Genomic DNA, 20374 nt, shown 5'->3' on the forward strand with positions numbered 1-20374 from the left:
AAAATAGCTCTTGTCGCAAAAAGAGTCCATGTGCCTCCATTTTTGTACGAAGTAATATGAAGCTTATCGCCTTTTCTACATTTTCCTGTAAAAGTAGAAACTAATTTGTAATAGTTTCCGTTATTTCCCATATTTACATTGTTTAATGCACAAGCGATTTCCTGTTTATAGCTTTCACTGCTGATATTGGAGGAAACTATAACGATGAAAGCATATGTAATGCCAGCTTTCAAAAAGCTATTGGTATCCAAATTTGCTGTTCCTTGCGCCGTTGAATCAATGAATATTGGTTTCCTGTTCTCTAAAACAGTGTTAGTTTTGGTTAAATTGCTACTTAATCCAGAAAGTCCATCCGTCACACTCAACAAACTCTTCACTTCTGTAACATTGATTCCATCATAATGCACTTCAAAAGCCGGGCATTCATCCACAAGATCTCCATTCTGCAAATTTCCCGAAGTGTATGCCGGCACTGCCGGATTACTTGCAACCGGTTTTCCCTGGATTACCTTCCAACTGCAGTTTTCAACCTCTGTCTCTGCATTTCTGGTATACCGATTTACAATAAGATCAATCCTTTTCATTCCCTGACTACCATTTGTCAGTGTAACCTCATCATAAGTACCAATATCCACGCAAGATATACAGCCGTGATGCGCCATCATCCCACTTCGGATTTTCAGCAGATTATTACTGCTAAGTTCCGGCTTCAGATTCTCTCCGCTTGTTATAATATAACTCCCCTGCCCGATAATCCCCTCCAGCATCTGCCGGAACTGCTGCGAAGTCACATGTGGTGATCCGGTTCTTCCAGATACAATTTTCATTCTTCATCTTCTCCTTCCAGTTTATAAGTAATTGATTCCACATCATTCGTAATCTCATAAATGATATTTTCGATTGGTTTTGACATATACATCCCAGTCAGGTAATCCCTGCCACCGACAATATCTCCAATCCCAACCTCGATTCCAAGCTTTGCAACATCCATCTGAAATGTCTTTTTATTCATCAGCTTCTGCAATTGTTCCGCGGACGTTTTCTCCAGCTCTGCTGTTTCTGTGCTCGTATTTTCGTATACTGCTGAGATCTCATTCAGTCCTTTGTAATACTGCGTCTTTCCAATGCTTCCATCTTTCTGCACATACAGATGGAATATGTTCCTCTCCTGCATTTCCCCTTTTCCGGTTACGACCAGATGATTTACGCCATTTTGTTTATCATCCATCGTGAAATTTAGTCGACTGTCCTGTGACAATTCAATCCGCGCAGAATAATCAGTAATTGGAACTGCTTCAACCAGAATATAACATGGTTCATCCTGTTCTTTGATCAACCGGATCTGCAGGCGGTATCCAACACTTTTCAGCATTTTGGTAAGACCTTCCAGTAATGTGCAGTACCGGTCAAATTGAAAATTCTTTACAGATATACCCGTATCTTCTGATGAAACTCTGAATAATCCATCAAACTCCGGCTCGATCAGTGTTTTCATTACCTGATTCAGTTCTCCGGATACTGTTTTATAATCCGATCCGGCAGGCGGCTCGATCACCTTATACTGCAGTCTTCCCCGCCATGTGATTCCCTTCAGCTCCACATAATCCAGCGTTGTATCTGTCAGCACCTCTCCGATAATGCCTCCATATTCCGTATCCGTAATATACACATAGCTTGAAAAGGTCAGCTCAGGGTACCAGTTCGACCTTGCAATCTGTACAGAGAATTCGTACTCGCCATTCGTATCCACTGTGATATTTGAGTCCAAAATCGCTCCAAGTTCTCTTCCATCACTATCTGCAAGAATTATGTCCTTTACCACGGCGGCTCCCTCCTGTTCAAAAATAAAGTCAGGTCAAATCCATAATCCCCGGACCAGTTAATATTTAAAAGCCCGGATGGTATTCTCTTGAAAACAGTTTGTTTCTGCGCTCTCTGATTAAATAAATTTTGTATCGTTCCATTCGTCAAATACCTTCGGATCGTTCTTCTCTGGCTATCTATGATCAGATATTCCCTGCTTTCAAGCGTTACGAAAAACTCATAAGGATAATCGTTGATCAGAATCTTCGGATTTACACATGGTCCGTAAATGATCATCCGGTACTCGCTTGGAATGATGTGATCAACATCCCATGCTGCGATTCCTCTTTTTTCTCCGGCAAAATCAAACGGATAGTCATACTGAAAGTCGATTCCGGATGCTGCCGTTTCTTCCAATTGTGGAAAAAACTGCCTTGTCGCTTCTACTACCCATACAAGCTCCGGAGCCTGGAAAGTGATCTCCACTTCCGAATACACATACCCCTTCCATCCTTCTTTTGCTGACTTCAATACCTTGCATCTTAAATACGCACCATTCACGTACAGCTTCCCGTAGGTATCATTTTCTGCATCAACTGCAATGATCCGGTATAACTGCTCCATATTCGCCTGGAACTCTTCCCTCTTTCCAAACACATCAATCGTCACTGTTTTTTCATATCCGTCCGAAGACTTTGACCAGTCCGCATCGAACCAGTCAGTCTTCGTTGTACGAAAAGGAGCTTTCAAAAGATTCAGCTTTTCGCCATTCATATTTTCATAATACACAATCATACCTGTGGCACTGCTCCTTTCGGTAATGGTCTGTCTATCCGTTTCGTATCCAGGAATACCGGCTTATTGCCATTTTCTTTTGCAATCTTCCTCTGGATACGTTCAAATCTGTCGTAATCAAATCCTTGATCCTTAAAGATCGGATTATTCTTTATTCCGCCTACCGTTTTATCCGGATTAACGGATGTCGTAAGCTGTACACTTCTCTGCAGGCTCTGGACTGCTTTTTGTACTCCGGCATTCATGGATCCGACCGGAATATTCTTCTCAAATCCGATTCCCATACCAAGAGCCATCATCTTACCAACCTGGTCCCGGAATACTCTCGATGGCGAATGAATACCAAGTTTTGACTTGATTGCATCTAATGCGCTACTTGCCGCAGATGTTGCCGCGCTGATCAGGCTTCCTACCGCACTGGATATACCACTTGCAATGCCGGAAATGATATTCATACCAACACTGCCCCAGTTTACGCTGGTAAATGCATTCTTGATCTGGCTGATCATGGATGGAATCTTACCAAGTAACGCCGGGATTCCCTGAACCAGTCCGACTGCGAGCTGCGTGATAATCTTCACACCAGTCTGTATGATCTTCGGCAAATTCGTGATAATCGTAGATGCCAGCTTACCGATGATAACCGGTGCTTTCGCTGCCACCTGCGGAATCGCGTTTGCAATTCCCTGTGCCAAGCCTTCCATTAACTGTAATCCGGAAGTTATTAACTGCGGAAGATTACTGATCAGCGACTCAACCAGAGTCAGGATCATCTGTACCGCTACCGGAATTAACTGCGGAAGTTGTGCGCCCAGGCTGCTTACCAGAGTTGCTATGATGCTTGCACCTACGGAAATGAGCGATGGTAGATTTGCCGTAATCGCATTCATCAATCCCAAGATCAGGGTTGCACCTGATGAAATCAGTCCCGGAAGTGCTGCTGTGATTCCTGCTCCAAAGTTAGATATGATCTCCGGTCCTTTGGTCTGCGCCAGAAGCAGGATCTGGTCAATCTGTGCACCAAACTGACTGTAAACCAGTCCAAGACCGGCTATCACAACGGCTGCAACTGCACCGAAATTCATCAACCCTACAAATGACGGAATAAAGCCGGCTACTGTTCCAAGAACTCCCTGCAAAGCAGAACCAATCTGTCCGCCCCATGCTCCCAGATAACCGGCAGTATCTCCAAGTAGTGAAAACGCGCTTGTAATTCTGGGGATTTTTGATGCGATTGCAGAACCGATTTTGCCGACTGCCCCACCAATTTTTCCCGGAACACTGGAAACGACCTTGCCGATTTTTCCGACAGTAGCTGACAATTTCGGAGTCAGTACCTGAAACGGTCCTGTAACAGCGCTACCGAGCCCTTTCAGGCTACCCGTAAAATCTTTCTGGAAATTTGCAGCCGATTTTGTTGCACTTTTGAATCCCTTCGGAAGCTTTCCAAGCTCAGACAAAACACCAGTTGTAATTCCGCTGAATCCTTCAACGGCTGACTGTACATTACCGATCTGTGATCCGAATAATGAGATCGCCGGTCCAGCTCCTGCAAGCACTGCTGCAGTCTTGCCAAGATTCATGAGTTCATCCGTACTCATGTTCTTTAACTTATCTGCTAATTTTCCGACACTATCTGTAAGTCCCTTTAATTGTGGAACCGCTTCACCGATTTTTCCGGATAAGGATTCCACCACATCCATTCCGGTCTTTCCCAGACGCGGGATCATTTGACCAAGATTATTTAAGATATTCTTTGCCGCTGTCCAGAATGTGTCAACCAGGTCGTTCGCACTGATTACACCGGCTTCAAAATTTTCCCAGGCGGCTTTAGCAGAATTAACAGAACCTTCAATCGTTGTAGAGGCTTCTTTTGCGGAAGTTCCTGTGATTCCGAGATTTTGCTGGACTTTGTGAATTGCCTGAATCATCTGGTCAAACGTTACATTATCCAGATCTTCTATTTTTTCATTTAAGATACCGGAATCATTGATCAATCGGATCATTTCCGACTGTGTACCGCCGTAACCTAATTTAAGGTTATCCAACATTGTGTAATTCTGCTTTGCAAAGCCCTGATAGGCATTCTGGATATCCTGCATATTCGTACCCATCTTATTGGCATTGTCTGCCATATCAATGATTGCCATATCTGCTATCTCTGCAGCCCTTGCAGTATCTCCGCCTAAGCCCTGTAGTAATGATGCTGAAAAGCTTGTAACCGTTGACATGTAATCATTAGCAGAAAGCTGTGCTGTTTTGAACGCATTGTTTGCGTTTCTGATCACTGTCTTGGCACTATCTTTAAATAATGTCTCTACACCACCGATCTGCTGCTCCATATTGGCGACTACACCAAGAGAAGACTTTACAATCACCGCCGCTCCAGCTCCTACAGCTGCAACAGCTCCGGTCATTGCCTTGCTGACTACAGATAAGCCACTTTTTCCAAGACTTCCAAGCTTATTTATGCCTTCATTGAACCCACTCTCATTGATTTTGGTATCAAAATTCAAATATCCATCTGCCATACTATCATCCTTTCTGATAGCACGGCTCAGGGGCTCACAAGTGCTTAATTCTTAATTTTTATCTCCACCTCCCGTCGGCATTTGCGGCATTTTACATACAGTCCGCTGCACACTGCAGTATCTGCGTAAACAAGCAGATGCTGACCGCAGTACGGACACAGATACCACTCACGCCGTGTCGGTATTTTAATTTCCATCATGAGAACATATCTCCAATCTCATAATCATCAAGCTTTCGCTGTTTCTTTTTCAGTGCAACAGCTCTCTGGATCTTCTTGATCCGTTTGCGTTCATTCTTATCCGGAACCGTTCCTGGATCAATCGAACGGTACATGATGCGTTGTTTAATCTCTGTGTCATCCGGCAACCAGTCAAACAAGCTCCGGAACTCCCACCAGTGCATATAATCGATCTGCTGCAGGTCGATTCCATATGCCTCCCGGAACGCTGCATAAATGCAGCCGGCATCTTCCGAAAAAGAAAATACCGGCTTCCCTCTTTTCTGCTGCCCTTCCTCTTCATCTTCCAGATCATCCTGGTACATCCTTTTGCACATCAGGAAATCTCCAAGTGCATAAATTGCAACTTCAATATCATCCGGAATCTGATCCAGATACCACTGCAACAGAAGTCCGCACTTCATCCGCCACGGAACCGAGTCGTCTTCAACCAGCTCCGTAAAACGGATCCATTCACGGAAATCTGTCACGATCGGGTAGTACTCCCCGTTCACCTTGACTTCTTCCGGAAACTGCTCATATAAAATATTCATGCTCTGCTACCTTCCGGTATTGGAATATTTTCCTTTACCATACTGTTTCTGGTAGTTTCTTCTCTGCTGACGGTTTCCATTTGGCTGTGACTGCGGATGCGGGAACTGCTGCGTTGTATTTTGATTTGGTACATACTTATCATATTTATCGTCCAGTTTCTTTGTTTCCGCTGTTTCAAAGTCTAACAGTGATTCTGCCGCTTCAGTGCACAACTTGATGCTGTTCTTTCCGCAAAGGATACGCTCCCCAGCTCCATCGCCAAAAAGGGTATCGAAGAACACATAAAAACACGCGCACTGCGCGCGGATGATATCACTCTGCTTTCCGGTTATGGGAACCTTTTTCCCTGCTTCAAACATTTCTGCTTTTGCTTCCTCTAACACATCCAAAAAATCCGCATCCGTGAAATCCACTTCTGCTTCAAAATTTCCAAATTTCCAAAGGCTCATAGGCTCACTCTCCCATTTCTTCTTTATTCTCCGCCAGCAGTGAATGTACAGGTCTTCCATCCGTCTGTGGTGGTTGCAGTACCCTTTGTGATTTCTCCGGCCGCTTTAAAGCTGCCTTTGTAAATCAGGGCATCCGTACCGTCCCCTTCTGTATCCGGAATTACACTCCATGTTCTCTTTCGTGCGGTACAAGTTGTTTCCGATGTCTTCTGCTCAAACAAATCTACCACCACAATATCAACCTGTGCTTCTGTTCCGAGAATCTCATCATCGGTAATTGCTGCAATCTTTTCATGTACCGGATCATTGGTATACCGGTCAAATTCGTAATCGATCGCCGGCGCATAACCGACTACGTCACTTCTTTCAGACGCCTCATCCACATACTGCCGGCTGTACTCTGTCGAGTTTTTTCCATCCGACAGCGATGTAAATCCCGTCATTCTGGTAAATGTCTTTCCTGATCCGTCAGCGTCCATAAAAGCCACTCTCTTATGTCTGCCAACTAACATTTTTTCACTTGCCATTTCTTCACACTCCTTACTTATAAATCAATCTGCAAATCATCTGATACCGTCCCAGATCGACCTCTGTACTAAACAAATAGCCGGACTGCAGCACTTCCACTCGAATAGCATCGTGCCCTTCCAGCTCTGGAACAATATCATTCAGGTTATTCTGTTCTGTCCACTCTTCAAAGTTCTGATAAAAACCACTGTTGGCAATACCGGTTCTGGCATCCCCATCGTAGGCTTCCTTACTTGTCAGAGCGAACTGGAACTGCTTCAGGCAGCTCCCGTCCACATATCTCTTGTAAATGGGATCTGCTCCAATCGGATCAATGGAATATTCCATTCCATTACCTAAACGATCAATATTGATTTTCCAATTATTGATATCCGGATACATTCTCACGTACTCACGAATACTCTCAATAATCGTTTTCTTCTTATTCTCCGGCAAGCTTCTCAGCTCCTTCCCTGATTGTATCCTTGTGGCTCGCTTTCATCTTCTCAAACCATCTCGCCTTGGTTTTATGCTCGTAATACTGCCGACGGGCATATGGGGCAAGATATTCAATAGAACCGGAACCAACCACCGTACCAAGCGTCCCGGACTTAATCAGCATCCCGGTTCTTCTCGGTGTCAATGGATTCATATAGCGCAGACACTCGGAATCCACAAATGCCTGCGCCCTTGAAAATCCCTCCGCTTTTTTCTGTGCGAATCCCGGAGCCCATTCCAGCCGTGCCGTGGTAGAACCATTCTTACCAGTCACGGTAAATACACTTCCTCTCGGAGTTGTGATCCGGAACTCTTTCTTTCCTGCCATCTTACTCGCCTCCGATCCGCCAGTGCGGAGTCGTACCAAACCGGTTGTCCGACCAGCTTGTCACCTTGCAGTGCTTCTGGAACACGGCTTTCAGATCTGCAGGCCTTTCAATTGCAATCTGACACTCTCCCAGGACAATCTGATCATCATTCTGTATGGTCCAGTATCCATAATCTCCACAGCAGGCGAACTGATCCGGCGGAAGATACTGCCCTGCTTCCGGAATATCCGCGGGAATCCGGATTTTGTAAACCTCCGCACCTTTCAGTCCATTATCCGTAACTGCTGTCTTATGGTCCACATATACATGCACACCGTGAAGAACGGTTCTATGCCAGGTATCATAATTGGATGCATCTCCGCTTATTCTGTTATAAACTGTCACATCTGCATTTGTGATCACACCGCACCCCTACCTTTCTTGACAGCCATCCAGTAGGGAGAAGATAAGGATATACCGCATCATACGCCTTTTTCTTCACCATCTCTTCCGCTGTCTTTCCATCCGTCTGCTCTGTGACATAGGTCACACTGTAGCCATCGTTATTTTCTGACTTCACCAACGGGGTTCCTGACTGTTGCTGCGCATTGTATTTGTAATAAACCTCTGCTGCAGCACAAACAGCATCCTTTACCATGTCATTTTCTGCGGCAAAGACATCACCTTTCACATAGGTCAGATGCCGGATATAGGCTTCCGCCTGCCTTTCGGCTTTTTGGAAGTCCTGTTCCGGAATGGTTTTTCCTCCATATTCATCTGCGTAGTATCCATACGTGATCTGCATGGATCATCACCTTCCCTTACTCACCTGTTTTCAGAACTGCAAACGGGCATCTCTTGTTTTTGTCCGTCTTCAGCGAATTGATTGGATTCGGGATCTCCCATCCGAGACGCATCACTGCACGAAGCGCAACCATATCGTTCTGCATCAGGTTGTATGCGATTGTGCCATCTGTATTCTGGACAACACCTTCCGTAAACAGCTTGAATGTAATATCCTGTCTGATGGAATATACCAGCTGTGAGAAATCTCCGGAAATCATAAGCGCCTTTGACTTATCAAACGCTCCATTGTTCGGGAAGTTCATTGGTGATCCATCCAACGCGTACTGTGTTGTTCCCTGCAGATCCTGTTTAAACAGCGGATCTCCATTTGCATTTTTCAGACCTCTGAGTTTCGCCCTCATGGAAATGTCCGCCATGTGACCGTTTACAAAGTATCCGCAGTCTTCAATATGTGCGATCACTCCGTCCTCTGCCATGATCTTGTCATACAGACTGTCTGCGGCTCCTAATGTTACGACTGCTCCCGCTTTTGTCGCGGTTGTAACCACATCTTCTCTCCATGTGTTCGGTTTATTTTCACCGAACAATACTGCGCTGTCGATGACCTTTCCAAATGCTTCTGTAACTCTCGGTTTTACTTCTCCCCAGATGTCATACTCAGAATCATCCAGAACTGCTTCCGGAATTGGAACAATAACCGCAATCTCTTCGGCAGTGATGAACTTCTTGTCCCATGCCTGCTTTGTAGTTTTCTTCTGTCCGGTATCACCGTTTACGAAATATGCAATCGGCAGCATATCCAGTACCGGCATTTTGTACTGTCTGCTTGTCATGTTCGACAGCTTGCGACCTCTTGACAGGACTGCTGACTGTGCGATCGTTCCCTGGATGATCTCATTGGATTCCTGAATTGGAATCAGAGACTCTGCTCCGGTACGGTCAATGATGTTTGCATCTGTGTCAAACAATCTTAAATTCATTCTTCTATTCTGCATTTACTCTACCTCCATTATCTTCTCGCGGCAGCTCTGATCCGGTCATTGATGGAAACGTTCATGTTTCCACCAGCACCATTTGAAGCATTACCTGCTGAAGAATCTGCAATCCGGTAAGAACCGCCACCGGCAAATCTCGGATTTTCCTTCAGGAACTTCTCTGCTGCCTTTTCAAATGTCGTTTTATCATCTACCATTTTGGAAACCTTGTAAGTCACATAGTCCAGATCATCAGCCTTGACACCTTTTCCGGATAAGAACTTCTCATTCTTCATCTGCTGGACTTCATTTCTGGAATTTTCCAGATCCTGCTGCAGCTGTGTCACATTCGGCTGATTCTTTTTCTGCTGTTCCTTATAATCGGCAATTGCCTGATTCACCTGCTGCTCTGTCATTCCCTGCTGCTGAAAATAGGAACGAAGCGCCGCTTTTTCAGCTCTGTCTGCTCTCGCATTGGCAATCTCTTCTGCCTGCGCAAAGCTGTATGAACCCTGGTTTCCTGATCCACCGGCATTTCCCTGGCTGCCGTTACCTGCTCCAGCGTTTCCACCCTGTCCACCAGAGCCAGCTCCGCCGCCGTCTTCAAAGAGCTGTAAAAACATTCTTTTTCTCATGCTTACCTCCAAATATGAGTGTTTTCCAGAGCTTTTTCTGTCTTCATGTTTTGGACATAATAAAAAGCACCCTCACTGGATGCTCATTTACTCAAACTGTATGCAATTGTATTCCTGGCTGATCACTGTGATTCCCAGGAACCACGAATCCACCAGAAGCTTCCCGCCATCTGACAGATCTTCCCATTCGATCACAGTCATTCCGCTGGCTGTTTCTCCCCGGATTCTGTCACCTGTCAGATCTTTCAGGGAATTGATCAGATTACATGTTAGCGCTGATACTGCCGCACATACCCGGTCAATCCCATCCGGACTCTTCTGGCAGGCATGACCGTTCATACGGATGCTGCGATCTGTTATTTTGATTGTTATCATAAATTCTTTACTCCTTTGACTCTATGATGGTTACTGTTCCTTCAAAGACTCCAAAATTTGACTGCTGTTGGAATGTATGGGTTTCAGCAATATCCTCATTAGTCATTGGTCTTGTAAGGTACCATAAAGAATCATCTTTCCAGGTAATTTCTTCCAGTTTCTGATTTGGCTCAAGCTTTATCGTTGTCTTCCCACCATAACTTTTCGTGGCGGTCTGGCATCCAGTTAAACCTGCTATCAATATGCTGATAGCCGTTAATACTGCTACTGCTTTCTTTTTCATTACCGGCCTCCTAAAAATAAGTACAAAAATACCACCGGTCATTTCGACTGGTGGCAACTATTCAAACTCTTTAAATTTAATTCCGTTTTTGCATTCCTCTTCATAACCAGAAAAAATTACATCCTCCGGTATTCCATCTGGAAATGCTTTACAAGTCATCTCTTCACTATTTTCATTGAAATTACTGCACAGCATACACTTTGGCAATGTCATTCTAAACCCTCCGCCAATGAAGGATATATTTTCTGATAAGTTTTCTTGCTTCATCTGGAATCCACTCTCCGTTTCTATACCTAACAAACGCCTCCGCTAAGCACTCTCGACCGTCTTTGCTTCTATCTGCATATCCTGAAATTCCTGCTATGAACTGCCTTCTTATTTTTTCATTTAACTCTATATATTCCACTTCTGATACGCAGTTCTGAAATGGCATTATATGCGCCATTTCATGCGCAATGTAATCTTCAAAATTCTTTCCCGCCATTACACCATCATTGTACCATCTCGGCATAATAGTTTCAACTTTTCTATAATCTTGTTTGTAATTCAAAACAAGTCCATGTCTCAGCATTCCATTTTCATCCAAGTAAGCACCTGTTGCAAAAATATCATTTTTCTTTAGTTTTCCGCCTTTAATAGAATCTAAGTAAATCACGTATTCCGAATCCAACTTCTTTATCGCCGCATTGATTTTCGCTTCAATTTCTTTGCTCAAACCTGCTTTCTTAACAACTGTGTCTGGAATAGAAATTCTCATTTTCAGATCATACTGACTCGGTGCAATTCTTCCTCGTCCATCAATATAAATCCGCTCTCTTTCCTCTTTCAGCCTCATTTTCCGAGAAAACGCCGCATATTCATCAAGCTGTCCCTGATATTTGGCTTTTTGGAGCATAATCTCCTGCCAATCAGCGCCTCCGTCCTGAAGCATCTGTACTTTTTCACGCTGTGCCCGCATTGCTGTCTCCATCTGGCGCTGCCTTTGCTTTGCCTCGTACAGAGTGTACTCTTTGCCCCGGAATTCTTTTGGCTTGCTTTCCTTCCGGTTCTGAGCTTCCAGCCATTCATCTGACCAGTTACGCTGTGAAATGCCAGGAAAGAATGGGTAATAAGTATGATAACAGTTGGCTCCCAGAAGTCCTGTCACTGTACCAAGTCCACAGACTGAGTACAATTGTTCTTTTGTCCAGACCTGACCTTGCCATACCGCATGAGTAGGACGGGCCCCGGCATGCCACTCAACCTCAAAATACTCTGTTCCGAGCTTCTTGGCATTGTAGTCTGCTATTTCTCCGGTAAGATTCGCCACACCAGTCATGACCGCTCTTCTGGCAGCCACTTCTACTCGGCTTGCATATCCGGATCCGTATTCAATCTTCCGAAGTCCACTGTTCGTCAGCTGCGTAACCACACGGCGCAATACACTGCCATAGTCAAATGCTCCGGTCACAATATCAAAACAGGCATTGTCCAGATAATTGGTATAAACCTGTGACAGCGGTGTTAAAACCTTTCTGCCATTATAATCCAGGTAAAATCCAAGTGACTTCGTTACATTCTCCAGATCTTCCAGACTCTGCTGAATGATCGCATCTGTGATCTGCTGCAGTTGCTTATTCTCTTCATACGGGATAAACTCTGCATTGATCTGTTCATAAATGTCCTTGTTCCGGACGTATTCCCAGTCGATCACTTTATCATACAACTCAAACATCTCCGGATAAGACGCATCCAGTGTTTTCTTGATCTCTCTTTCGATATCCTCGGAAGAATATCCCAGAATCCGTAAACGGTTAATCTGCCAGTCAGCTGTACTGGTGATCTCGCCGGTCTTTTTGATCCGCCGGGCAATGTCCTGCAGAATCCGTTCTTCCAGACCTATGTACCGCGCTGCAATCTTATCGGCAACCTGATCTTTGTATTCTTTTCGCATCCTACTCCATCACCTGATTCTGCTCTGGCAGATTCTTCTTTGCCTGTTCCACTGTTTCACCGTACCATTTTGCACGGTATTCTTCGTGCCGCATCACGCCCATGCTGACATCCTGACGGTCCTGCTGACGCTCTGCGCCCTTATCCTCAATGATAGAATCATCAAAGTCAATCACAATATCTGTGTTCTGGTCCAATGTATTTCCTGTCACAATACCGAGCCGGATAATGATTCTGACCAACCGCTTTATGACATCTTCCAAGATTATCTCATGCTTCTTCAGCATACGGTACATATCTGAGTTCTCCGAAATGATCTCGGTTGCTGTCTTCGCTCCTGCTCCGTCAAACCGGTATCTTTCCGTACCGAATCCGCATTTCAGAGACAGATAATTCAGATCATCATTGATTGCCTTACTGTGCTGTTCTACACGAAGGCTCATGTCCACTTCCTTGATCAGACCGGTCTGGCTCTTATCGTAATCTTCCGGAAGCGAATAGAACACACCATCATCCGGATCAAAGGTTGGGGATCCGTCCTCATTCGTCAGCATTTCCGGAGCAACAAAGATTCTTTTTCTTCCCAGATCGAACTCATTGCAGTAGGAATCAAACTCCGTGTCCAGTTTTTTTAAGGTATCTATGGCGTTTGCAAAAATCGCAATTCCCATTGGATTACATTCGCCCGCATTGTTTGTGATATTCAGCCTGTCGATAACAAACTGCGGTTCTGTGGATCCTGTCTCTGTTCTGGATGCCAGATTTGCAAATGGTTTCAGCTGTTTCCATTCCTGTTCTGTCAGCTCACGACCTTCCACACTGCCTTTTGCGCATTCCAGGACGCTGTTTTCAATCACATACATTCCTTTTGATTCAATCCTGTGAAACTGAATCTGCACGTATTTCTTCTGACGAACTGTATGCACGAACGTAAAAATGCACTCCGTAACCTCCCCGTTATTCCAGCTGACCGGATAAATGTTCTTGGCATCCACATAGTTGATTCCAATCTCACCTGCAGATATCGTTCCATCTTCCTGCACAACCGCATTGTACAGATAAGGGATATATGCCACGGTCCCGGAATACGCTTTCCGTTCCTGGTAGTCATTTCCCATAACCAGGAAGTGATTGTTATCCAGAACCTTCTGCACAAATTCCTGTGTCGTTTCATCTTCCAGTGTGATCATAACTCTCTCATTAAGGAGCAGATCTGCAATATCCTCTGACAGTTTCTTTGCCATTCCCATGCTCTTCCTACGGCATCGTTTACTTGTACCTCGTCCGGTATTCACCTTGTAGAACGTAAACTGCCGGACATTGGAATTGTACCAGCTGATCCACTCATCGATCTTCCGGTAGAACGAAGCATCTACCGTATCGATTCTTTTTTTCCTGAAATAATTAAAGATATTCATCCTCTTCTCTCACCTCCCTGCTGCCGATATCGCATATGTCTATTTCTTCCGGCGTTTCATCTTTAGGTAGCCAATGTTTGATCTTGCTCCAGGCGCCCATAACCACATAGCGTATGGCATCCATGCAGTGATCCGCTTCCTTCACCGGCACTTCTTTTCCTTTTTCAATGGATTTCTTATCATACTCGTAGGTTCCAAACTCCTGCACCGCATACTCCTGCTTCGGGGAAATCGACATGATATCGAATACCAGTGCTTTCTGTACCCGGCTGATTCCAAGCGCCACATCATTTTCCGCATCCCGCAGAAACACCTGATAGTCCAGTCCGATTCTGGTAGCTCTCCTAACCTCTTCTGCCAGACCTTTTGCAGATGGATCCAAAAAAATATAAAAGATCCGGTTATCATACTGTTCATGTAGCCCATCCATGAACTCAACCAGATCTCTTGCATATTCAGACGGACTCTTCTGCCTTCCAGATTCCCGTCCACTGTGATAATATTCTCCAAGTCCCGGAAATTTCTTCCGGTAGGTGTCCAGACCAAACGCTTCAAAGGTTGTCGCATTCTGCTGACCGTAGTCACCTCCAATGTAAATCCGGTCATATCTCCTGTCCGGATCCGGCTTTTGTCTGTGCCGATCTGAAAACATATAATAGATCAGCTCATCCACGCCAATCGCTTCGCCGAGCCATACCCACCGGTACATCTTCGGATCTGCTTTCTTCATCATCTCCGCCGATGCAATCAAATCAGGACCAAGCCAGTCCACCGGCACATCCCGGTAATCTGTGTGAATGTGAATGCAGTCCTCACGCTTCTCCATTTTCTTGCACCACAAATTGATCGGAGCATTTGGGTTCTTTGGCGGGTTGTACAGATAAATCATCTGGAATCCACCCTTATTTCCACGGACAAACGTTGCTTCAATGTTGGTCAGCTCATCTTCGCCTTCGCCATCATCAAAGAACTCTGTCAGTTCATCCAGGACAACCAGCTTGATCGGTTTATCCTCGTCAATGATACCCTTTGTATCGTCAATACCGTCTGATCCGGCAAAGTACATTGTTGTCCCGTACTTCTTGTAAGTGATTTCCATCGGGGATTTCGTAATCCGGAACTTGTTTTTCGGTATCTGCAAACGGCTGATTCCCCGCAACATTTCTTTGTATACCGTCTTCCGGAGCTTGTTATGATGCTTACGCAGCACAACAACGGAACCGTTGGCATCTGATACAAGCTGATAATCTGACCGGATGGAAGCATAACTGGACTTTGTTCCTGCTCTCCCAGAAGTCAGGATGATGTGCTTGATACTCCGGTTGTTAAATATTTGCAGATACTTCGGAATTATGATCTCCGATATCCGGACCTGTTTCTTCTGGTGCGTCATTGATAATCTCTACTCCTTCATCCTCATCACCGTTTCCACCGCTCATTCTGGCGGTATTTGTACGAATCTGCTCAATTCTGGCTTTCTGCTCTTCACTTGCAGCTTCCCAATCTTTATGCAGCATCTCATCATACTGCTTGATCATTGCCCGGAGCTCCCCTTGTGCTCTTGCCTGCGCCTTCAGGAAGTTCTCCTGTTTGTCCCAGGCTTGCTGCACTTCCCATTTCTCACCAATCACATTCCCGTCTTTCTCTTCTACCTTCTCAACGGTCTTATCAGCCTGATCCTTAACATATGCAATCCTCTGCGCCCTAACAATCGCAGCATAGGCAATCTGTATCTGATGCCATAGCAGATCAAGTGGATCAGCCTGTTCAATGGCAGAAAAAATCTCCCGTGTTTCCTCCGGGAGATACTTGCTGAAGAATCCGTATTTTTCAGCATTCTTATTCTGTTCTGGTGCTCCGCCGTCATTCCCGACAGCATTTTTATTCTTTGGCTGTCCGCCTCTTTTTCGTTTCCGAACGTTCGTTTTCTTATCCGAGCGTTCGTTTTCCCATTTATGAGTACACTTCCAACGCCGAACTGTTCCTTCTGGCAAACTTAGCTGACTTGCAATCTCAACTAACTTTATGCCCTGTAAGTACATGGCTTTCGCCTGTTCGATTCGTGGATCCGGTGCTCTCGCCATGTACCATCACCTCTCATTCGTGTTGTTTTGACTTTAACTGCTTTAAACTATTCGCCCAGGATTTTTGAGATATCCTTACCAGTCTTTTCCTCTTGTTCCAGCAATATTGCTTGAATCTGACCTCGCAATTCTAGTTCGGTGGTTTCGTCAGTAACTGTAATCAACTCTTCTCTATCCGAAAAGGCAATCGTTTTCTCATAACCTGTACATTTGGTCAAAAAAACGTAGACTAGCTTTACCACTGTCACAATGGCAGTTATATCACCTACAATATACACCCCTTTCTCAAATTCAGAAATCATGACCTGAATAAAATCTGGTGGTATCGCTGCGGGCAAGCATTTAAATTCTACCGATGCCTCACACACATCTTCTCTAAAAGCATCGCGTGTAAATTTCTCTATAGCTCCTGATTCAATTTCGACTTTTTTACCATTGTAGTTATTTGTATTAACCTGAATATTAACTTTCATCTTCATTTCCTCCACCGATAAATCTAACCTCATAATACCTCTTTTTCTGGCACTTGGCAACGAAAAAGACGACCTGTCACCAGATCGCCCTTTTACCACACTTACCGTCGGAGAACTTATTGTGAAAATGTCACATCCGAAAAGCTCTTTTCTTTCGCTTCTCGATGTTATCATAATACCACAGATGCTACTGACATTCACTGACATCTTTTTCCGGAAGCCGAAAATTTACCAGTGCCTTCCCGTGAAATCGATAGATCTGCCGTTCTGAAAACTTCATCTTCTCTGCAATCTCCCACCAATCCATCCCACGGATATACCGGTAAAACAGCACGTCTTTCTCATTTTCGCTCCGCAGCCTTTTGATCTGCCGTACAATCTCCTGATATTCCACCATCCGTACATATCGTTCTTTTATCAGCTCCGATACCATACGGTCAAGCTCTGCTGCATAACCGGACAGATCTCCCTGACTGCTCCCGTGTGGCATCCCATCATTATTCATCGATGGGGAAATCTTCATAGATCGCAACTCTGCTATTTCCGCATTGATTCTATGTATCCTCCGGACATGGATCCTGTACTGTCTCAGATACTCTTTCTTTTTCTCATTTTCCGTCATTTCTTTTTCTTCGGTCTGCAATGGTATCCACCTCCGCTGTAATGTCATACTTCTTTGCCAGATATTCTGCAACGCTTACGCTCTGATAAGCCGGTCGCTTAAATCTCTCCAACGCCTTTGCATCATGCCGGCTCTCCAACTCTTCATAATGCTGCTGCCTGTCCCGCCGCTGTTCTTTTCTGCTTCGTTTCTCCTGCAAATTATCACCTTCTATCCATCATCACTCTAATATAGCCGGAATGCAAAACGCCCATAAGCACCACGCCGATCCCGTCCATTTCATTGCTATCAGAATGGTTATAGCTGTTATCATCCAGATACAAATCTTTTTTACCGCATACATTGTGTATTTATCCTCTTCCATTTATCCCTTATACCTTTCCGGAAGTGGCATCCACGCCACAACCTTATACGGTTCTCCCTGTTCATCGAACCAGGCGCCCGTTTGGGAATAATACAGCGTTGTCGCTTTCTCTGCTCCCTCGATCGTAACCAGGAACTCCGCTGCATATGCACTTCTGACATATGATTCTATGAACTCCCGCTGATCCGGAAGACGTTCTGTTGTTGGAATCCATTTCATTTCCTTCCGCTGTTTAGTTTCGTGTGGAACCACTTCAAAATATTGTTTTTTCCAATCAAACACATAATCCAAACAATATGAACCGTAACCGATGTAGCAAAAATCATCACCAGCTACTCTATATCTAAGTTCGTAATAAGGTTTACCGCCAATCTCTTCAACTATTACATTGATACTCTCGACTTTTATTTTTTCTTGTGTAGCACTCGGTACTGATTCTAATGTTTTTTCATCATCCATCTCTTGCACCTCTTTCATTTTATGCTCCTTTTCTGCATTTGCTCCGTATATTCTGTAACCCTGATCTTCTCTCCACAGATCGGGCACTCTACAAAGTTCCCAAGCTCATTCATTCCAACCTGAATGTTTGTAACATCTTCTTTCTCGCAAGTAATTCCGATTCCACATGCATCACATTTCCCCTGGTATTTAATCTTACTGATAATCCGTATCATTTTGCACCTCACATCCCCCGTATTAAGAGTTCCTTCATGAGTCGTCCTCTTACACTTTTCACGATCTCCAAGTTACATCTGGTACAGTCTTTCATCCCGTTTTCTTCCAGATACATCTGGAAATCTTCCAATGCGGTGATTGTCTCTTCAACCTCCGTCTTTGTCAGATTTATAAACATCTTCTTACCTCCAGATTTTTTCAAAGCATCCACGATGCAAGAATATTTCTGTCCCGCGTTTTGTTTTTATGTATTCAACCTTTTCCAGTTCATCGTTCTCCCGGATATATTCCTTACATCCGGGACAAGTAGCACATTTCCCGTACCGTTTCCTGTACTTCTCCAACAGACTCTTTTTTTTCTTGTCCGTTAACTCAATCACATTATCCCCTCCTGACGAATCTTCCGGATCCTTGCTTTCAGGCTTTCCATTACCCAGTTCTGAACATCCTCTTTCTTCTCCAGCGCCAGCATAACGTCCTCATCACGGGTTCCGCTGCACACCAGATGATGGATGATCACTTTTTCTTTCTGTCCCTGTCTGTGTAATCTTTTATTTGCCTGTGTGTATAATTCATAGTTCCAGGTCAGCCCAAACCAGATCACGTGGTTTCCACCCTGCTGCAGGTTCAGTCCATAGGCACTGCTTGCAGGATGTGTCAGTAGAACGTCCACCTCATGCCGGTTCCAGGCATCCTCGTCCTCAATTGTTTTCAGTTCCCTTACCCGAAGTTTTAATTTTTCCAGTGCTTTCAGAATCCGTACCCGGTCATGCTGGAAATTATAAAACACAAGGACAGATTTTCCATTCAGGCTCTCTATCAACTCCAGAAATGCCTCGATCTTGCATCCGTGGATTTCGTGAACCTCATGATCCTCGTCATAAATCGCCCCATTTGACAGCTGCAGTAATTTATTACTCAACGCCGCTGCACTGGTAACACTGATCTCCTCTTCGTCTTCCGGAAGCGCCAGAACCATCTTTCTCTCCAGTTCCCTGTATACTTTTTCGGCTTTCGCATCCAGCGTGACCGGAATCTGATGGTAAATGATATCCGGAAGTTGCAGGTAATCCTCAGCCTTCATGCTGATGCAGATATCCGAGATCTTTTCCAGAATGCTCTCTTCCGTTCCGGGTTTTGCCTTGTAGTTATAAATCACATTCTGCCCTCTGTCCCCCGGATCAAAATACCTCTCCCGGAACTGGGTGTATCTTCTTCCAAGCCTTTCACCACCATCCAGTAAAAAGATCTGACTCCAGAGATCTTCCAGTCCGTTCGGTGAAGGTGTTCCGGTAAGTTCTACCATCCGGTTAATGTGACCACTCATACTTGCCAAAGCTTTGAACCTTTTCGCTTTGTGGCTTTTGAAGGATGAGGACTCGTCCACGATCACCATGTCAAACGGCCACGCCTGTTTATAATAATCCACCAGCCAGCATACGTTTTCCCGGTTGATGATATAGATGTCTGCCGGTGTATTCAGCGCCCGGATCCGTTTTATCTGGCTCCCCAAAACCTGGGATACCCGAAGCATCTTTGTATGCTCCCATTTGTCTTTTTCTTTTGTCCAGGTTCCCTCTGCCACTTTCTTCGGCGCAATCACAAGCACCTTCCTCACCAGGAACCGGTTGTATTTTAATTCTTTTACTGCCGTCAGTGTTGTGACGGTCTTTCCAAGTCCCATATCCAGGAACAGCCCGATCTTGTTAATCTCTAAAATCTTTTCGATACAGTGTGCCTGATACGCATGCGGTTTAAATTCCATTCCACATCTCCTCCAAAAAATTTTCTACGTCCTTCGCTCCATACAGAACTCTCACATTCTGACCAAGTTTTTCCAGTCTTGTGATCTGCACTTTCTGCAGACTAGATAATTTTCCCGATTCCGTTTTCAGTTCCACAAACATTGGTGCCGTGTCCGGCAGAACCACAATACGGTCCGGCACACCATCGTTACCCGGACTGACGAATTTATACGCTCTGCCGCCCATCCTCCGGACACCGTCCACCAGTTTTTTCTCAACCTCGCGCTCAAGCATTTATCACACCTCCTGTTACTGTTCCTCGC

The 20374-nt window shown here is 44.8% G+C and carries 30 protein-coding genes; all 30 read right to left on the reverse strand.

Going from position 1 to position 20374, the window contains the following annotated elements; genetic code table 11:
* A partial coding sequence (locus PG840_RS13005) for a hypothetical protein (RefSeq protein WP_270613708.1) occupies positions 1-827 on the reverse strand: 827 nt, incomplete at its 3' end.
* Positions 824-1822, reverse strand: coding sequence for a Gp37-like protein (locus PG840_RS13010; RefSeq protein ID WP_270613709.1), 999 nt, complete (start codon positions 1820-1822; stop codon positions 824-826). The genes PG840_RS13010 and PG840_RS13005, both read right to left, overlap by 4 nt.
* Positions 1816-2598, reverse strand: a complete 783-nt coding sequence (locus tag PG840_RS13015) for a hypothetical protein (protein WP_270613711.1) — start codon at positions 2596-2598, stop codon at positions 1816-1818. Before PG840_RS13015 ends, PG840_RS13010 begins: the two co-directional genes overlap by 7 nt.
* Positions 2595-5129, reverse strand: a complete 2535-nt coding sequence (locus tag PG840_RS13020) for a phage tail protein (RefSeq protein ID WP_270613713.1) — start codon at positions 5127-5129, stop codon at positions 2595-2597. The genes PG840_RS13015 and PG840_RS13020 overlap by 4 nt, the downstream gene beginning before the upstream one ends.
* A gap of 44 nt (positions 5130-5173) precedes the next feature.
* A complete protein-coding gene (locus PG840_RS13025) occupies positions 5174-5329 on the reverse strand; it encodes a hypothetical protein (protein ID WP_270613715.1) in 156 nt (51 codons plus the stop codon).
* Positions 5326-5901: a bacteriophage Gp15 family protein gene (locus PG840_RS13030; protein WP_270613716.1), complete on the reverse strand. Its 576-nt coding sequence runs from the start codon at positions 5899-5901 to the stop codon at positions 5326-5328. The genes PG840_RS13025 and PG840_RS13030 overlap by 4 nt, the downstream gene beginning before the upstream one ends.
* 6 nt (positions 5902-5907) lie before the next feature.
* Entirely contained in the window at positions 5908-6351 is a 444-nt protein-coding gene (locus PG840_RS13035) for a DUF6673 family protein (RefSeq protein ID WP_270613717.1), read from the reverse strand.
* Positions 6352-6374: 23 nt separating this feature from the next.
* Positions 6375-6878 carry a hypothetical protein gene (locus PG840_RS13040; protein WP_195196651.1) on the reverse strand — a complete coding sequence of 168 codons (504 nt, stop codon included), beginning with the start codon at positions 6876-6878 and terminating at the stop codon, positions 6375-6377.
* Positions 6879-6891: 13 nt separating this feature from the next.
* Positions 6892-7314 carry a hypothetical protein gene (locus PG840_RS13045; RefSeq protein ID WP_270613718.1) on the reverse strand — a complete coding sequence of 141 codons (423 nt, stop codon included), beginning with the start codon at positions 7312-7314 and terminating at the stop codon, positions 6892-6894.
* Positions 7301-7684 (reverse strand): hypothetical protein, encoded by a 384-nt coding sequence (locus tag PG840_RS13050; protein WP_270613719.1) that lies wholly within the window; start codon positions 7682-7684, stop codon positions 7301-7303. Before PG840_RS13050 ends, PG840_RS13045 begins: the two co-directional genes overlap by 14 nt.
* Position 7685: 1 nt before the next feature.
* Positions 7686-8087 (reverse strand): DUF6751 family protein, encoded by a 402-nt coding sequence (locus PG840_RS13055; protein ID WP_270613720.1) that lies wholly within the window; start codon positions 8085-8087, stop codon positions 7686-7688.
* Positions 8056-8469 (reverse strand): hypothetical protein, encoded by a 414-nt coding sequence (locus PG840_RS13060; protein WP_270613721.1) that lies wholly within the window; start codon positions 8467-8469, stop codon positions 8056-8058. The genes PG840_RS13055 and PG840_RS13060 overlap by 32 nt, the downstream gene beginning before the upstream one ends.
* 16 nt (positions 8470-8485) lie before the next feature.
* The gene (locus tag PG840_RS13065; RefSeq protein WP_270613722.1) at positions 8486-9466 is read right to left on the reverse strand and encodes a phage major capsid protein; all 981 of its coding nucleotides are present in this window, start codon (positions 9464-9466) and stop codon (positions 8486-8488) included.
* A gap of 14 nt (positions 9467-9480) precedes the next feature.
* A complete protein-coding gene (locus PG840_RS13070) occupies positions 9481-10080 on the reverse strand; it encodes a hypothetical protein (RefSeq protein WP_270613723.1) in 600 nt (199 codons plus the stop codon).
* Between the two features lie 87 nt (positions 10081-10167).
* Positions 10168-10455 (reverse strand): ribosomal-processing cysteine protease Prp, encoded by a 288-nt coding sequence (locus PG840_RS13075; RefSeq protein WP_195488890.1) that lies wholly within the window; start codon positions 10453-10455, stop codon positions 10168-10170.
* A 7-nt stretch (positions 10456-10462) separates the two neighbouring features.
* A complete protein-coding gene (locus tag PG840_RS13080; RefSeq protein ID WP_117835780.1) occupies positions 10463-10738 on the reverse strand; it encodes a hypothetical protein in 276 nt (91 codons plus the stop codon).
* 57 nt (positions 10739-10795) lie between these two features.
* Positions 10796-10951: a hypothetical protein gene (locus PG840_RS13085; RefSeq protein ID WP_175305076.1), complete on the reverse strand. Its 156-nt coding sequence runs from the start codon at positions 10949-10951 to the stop codon at positions 10796-10798.
* 1 nt (position 10952) lies between these two features.
* Positions 10953-12671: a phage minor capsid protein gene (locus PG840_RS13090; protein WP_270613724.1), complete on the reverse strand. Its 1719-nt coding sequence runs from the start codon at positions 12669-12671 to the stop codon at positions 10953-10955.
* 1 nt (position 12672) lies between these two features.
* Positions 12673-14088: a phage portal protein gene (locus PG840_RS13095; protein WP_270613725.1), complete on the reverse strand. Its 1416-nt coding sequence runs from the start codon at positions 14086-14088 to the stop codon at positions 12673-12675.
* Positions 14075-15481, reverse strand: a complete 1407-nt coding sequence (locus tag PG840_RS13100) for a PBSX family phage terminase large subunit (RefSeq protein WP_270613726.1) — start codon at positions 15479-15481, stop codon at positions 14075-14077. The genes PG840_RS13095 and PG840_RS13100 overlap by 14 nt, the downstream gene beginning before the upstream one ends.
* A complete protein-coding gene (terS, locus tag PG840_RS13105; RefSeq protein ID WP_270613728.1) occupies positions 15414-16172 on the reverse strand; it encodes a phage terminase small subunit in 759 nt (252 codons plus the stop codon). The genes PG840_RS13100 and terS overlap by 68 nt, the downstream gene beginning before the upstream one ends.
* 47 nt (positions 16173-16219) lie before the next feature.
* Positions 16220-16645, reverse strand: coding sequence for a hypothetical protein (locus PG840_RS13110; protein WP_270613729.1), 426 nt, complete (start codon positions 16643-16645; stop codon positions 16220-16222).
* 187 nt (positions 16646-16832) lie between these two features.
* Positions 16833-17288 (reverse strand): DUF1492 domain-containing protein, encoded by a 456-nt coding sequence (locus PG840_RS13115; protein WP_227120838.1) that lies wholly within the window; start codon positions 17286-17288, stop codon positions 16833-16835.
* Entirely contained in the window at positions 17254-17466 is a 213-nt protein-coding gene (locus PG840_RS13120; RefSeq protein WP_195488720.1) for a hypothetical protein, read from the reverse strand. The genes PG840_RS13115 and PG840_RS13120 overlap by 35 nt, the downstream gene beginning before the upstream one ends.
* Before the next feature lie 165 nt (positions 17467-17631).
* Positions 17632-18090, reverse strand: coding sequence for a DUF551 domain-containing protein (locus tag PG840_RS13125; protein ID WP_270613730.1), 459 nt, complete (start codon positions 18088-18090; stop codon positions 17632-17634).
* A gap of 14 nt (positions 18091-18104) precedes the next feature.
* Entirely contained in the window at positions 18105-18305 is a 201-nt protein-coding gene (locus tag PG840_RS13130; RefSeq protein WP_270613731.1) for a hypothetical protein, read from the reverse strand.
* Between the two features lie 8 nt (positions 18306-18313).
* A complete protein-coding gene (locus PG840_RS13135) occupies positions 18314-18484 on the reverse strand; it encodes a hypothetical protein (RefSeq protein WP_270613732.1) in 171 nt (56 codons plus the stop codon).
* 4 nt (positions 18485-18488) lie between these two features.
* Positions 18489-18686 (reverse strand): hypothetical protein, encoded by a 198-nt coding sequence (locus tag PG840_RS13140; protein ID WP_270613733.1) that lies wholly within the window; start codon positions 18684-18686, stop codon positions 18489-18491.
* Positions 18683-20071 (reverse strand): DEAD/DEAH box helicase, encoded by a 1389-nt coding sequence (locus PG840_RS13145; protein WP_270613734.1) that lies wholly within the window; start codon positions 20069-20071, stop codon positions 18683-18685. The genes PG840_RS13140 and PG840_RS13145 overlap by 4 nt, the downstream gene beginning before the upstream one ends.
* Positions 20061-20345 (reverse strand): VRR-NUC domain-containing protein, encoded by a 285-nt coding sequence (locus PG840_RS13150; RefSeq protein WP_055247277.1) that lies wholly within the window; start codon positions 20343-20345, stop codon positions 20061-20063. The genes PG840_RS13145 and PG840_RS13150 overlap by 11 nt, the downstream gene beginning before the upstream one ends.
* Between the last annotated feature and the right edge of the window lie 29 nt (positions 20346-20374).

The organism is Coprococcus sp. AM97-35 (genome assembly GCF_027697525.1).
In the GTDB taxonomy this organism is placed as follows: domain Bacteria; phylum Bacillota; class Clostridia; order Lachnospirales; family Lachnospiraceae; genus Allocoprococcus; species Allocoprococcus comes.

Excerpts from the sequence above, each read along its gene's own strand:
- PG840_RS13015 (WP_270613711.1), bottom strand. The coding sequence starts at position 2,598 with ATGATTGTGTATTATGAAAATATGAATGGCGAAAAGCTGAATCTTTTG.
- PG840_RS13020 (WP_270613713.1), bottom strand. The coding sequence starts at position 5,129 with ATGGCAGATGGATATTTGAATTTTGATACCAAAATCAATGAGAGTGGG.
- PG840_RS13025 (WP_270613715.1), bottom strand. The coding sequence starts at position 5,329 with ATGATGGAAATTAAAATACCGACACGGCGTGAGTGGTATCTGTGTCCG.
- PG840_RS13030 (WP_270613716.1), bottom strand. The coding sequence starts at position 5,901 with ATGAATATTTTATATGAGCAGTTTCCGGAAGAAGTCAAGGTGAACGGG.
- PG840_RS13035 (WP_270613717.1), bottom strand. The coding sequence starts at position 6,351 with ATGAGCCTTTGGAAATTTGGAAATTTTGAAGCAGAAGTGGATTTCACG.
- PG840_RS13040 (WP_195196651.1), bottom strand. The coding sequence starts at position 6,878 with ATGGCAAGTGAAAAAATGTTAGTTGGCAGACATAAGAGAGTGGCTTTT.
- PG840_RS13050 (WP_270613719.1), bottom strand. The coding sequence starts at position 7,684 with ATGGCAGGAAAGAAAGAGTTCCGGATCACAACTCCGAGAGGAAGTGTA.
- PG840_RS13060 (WP_270613721.1), bottom strand. The coding sequence starts at position 8,469 with ATGCAGATCACGTATGGATACTACGCAGATGAATATGGAGGAAAAACC.
- PG840_RS13065 (WP_270613722.1), bottom strand. The coding sequence starts at position 9,466 with ATGCAGAATAGAAGAATGAATTTAAGATTGTTTGACACAGATGCAAAC.
- PG840_RS13070 (WP_270613723.1), bottom strand. The coding sequence starts at position 10,080 with ATGAGAAAAAGAATGTTTTTACAGCTCTTTGAAGACGGCGGCGGAGCT.
- PG840_RS13075 (WP_195488890.1), bottom strand. The coding sequence starts at position 10,455 with ATGATAACAATCAAAATAACAGATCGCAGCATCCGTATGAACGGTCAT.
- PG840_RS13080 (WP_117835780.1), bottom strand. The coding sequence starts at position 10,738 with ATGAAAAAGAAAGCAGTAGCAGTATTAACGGCTATCAGCATATTGATA.
- PG840_RS13085 (WP_175305076.1), bottom strand. The coding sequence starts at position 10,951 with ATGACATTGCCAAAGTGTATGCTGTGCAGTAATTTCAATGAAAATAGT.
- PG840_RS13090 (WP_270613724.1), bottom strand. The coding sequence starts at position 12,671 with ATGCGAAAAGAATACAAAGATCAGGTTGCCGATAAGATTGCAGCGCGG.
- PG840_RS13095 (WP_270613725.1), bottom strand. The coding sequence starts at position 14,088 with ATGAATATCTTTAATTATTTCAGGAAAAAAAGAATCGATACGGTAGAT.
- PG840_RS13100 (WP_270613726.1), bottom strand. The coding sequence starts at position 15,481 with ATGACGCACCAGAAGAAACAGGTCCGGATATCGGAGATCATAATTCCG.
- terS (WP_270613728.1), bottom strand. The coding sequence starts at position 16,172 with ATGGCGAGAGCACCGGATCCACGAATCGAACAGGCGAAAGCCATGTAC.
- PG840_RS13110 (WP_270613729.1), bottom strand. The coding sequence starts at position 16,645 with ATGAAAGTTAATATTCAGGTTAATACAAATAACTACAATGGTAAAAAA.
- PG840_RS13125 (WP_270613730.1), bottom strand. The coding sequence starts at position 18,090 with ATGGATGATGAAAAAACATTAGAATCAGTACCGAGTGCTACACAAGAA.
- PG840_RS13130 (WP_270613731.1), bottom strand. The coding sequence starts at position 18,305 with ATGATACGGATTATCAGTAAGATTAAATACCAGGGGAAATGTGATGCA.
- PG840_RS13135 (WP_270613732.1), bottom strand. The coding sequence starts at position 18,484 with ATGTTTATAAATCTGACAAAGACGGAGGTTGAAGAGACAATCACCGCA.
- PG840_RS13145 (WP_270613734.1), bottom strand. The coding sequence starts at position 20,071 with ATGGAATTTAAACCGCATGCGTATCAGGCACACTGTATCGAAAAGATT.
- PG840_RS13150 (WP_055247277.1), bottom strand. The coding sequence starts at position 20,345 with ATGCTTGAGCGCGAGGTTGAGAAAAAACTGGTGGACGGTGTCCGGAGG.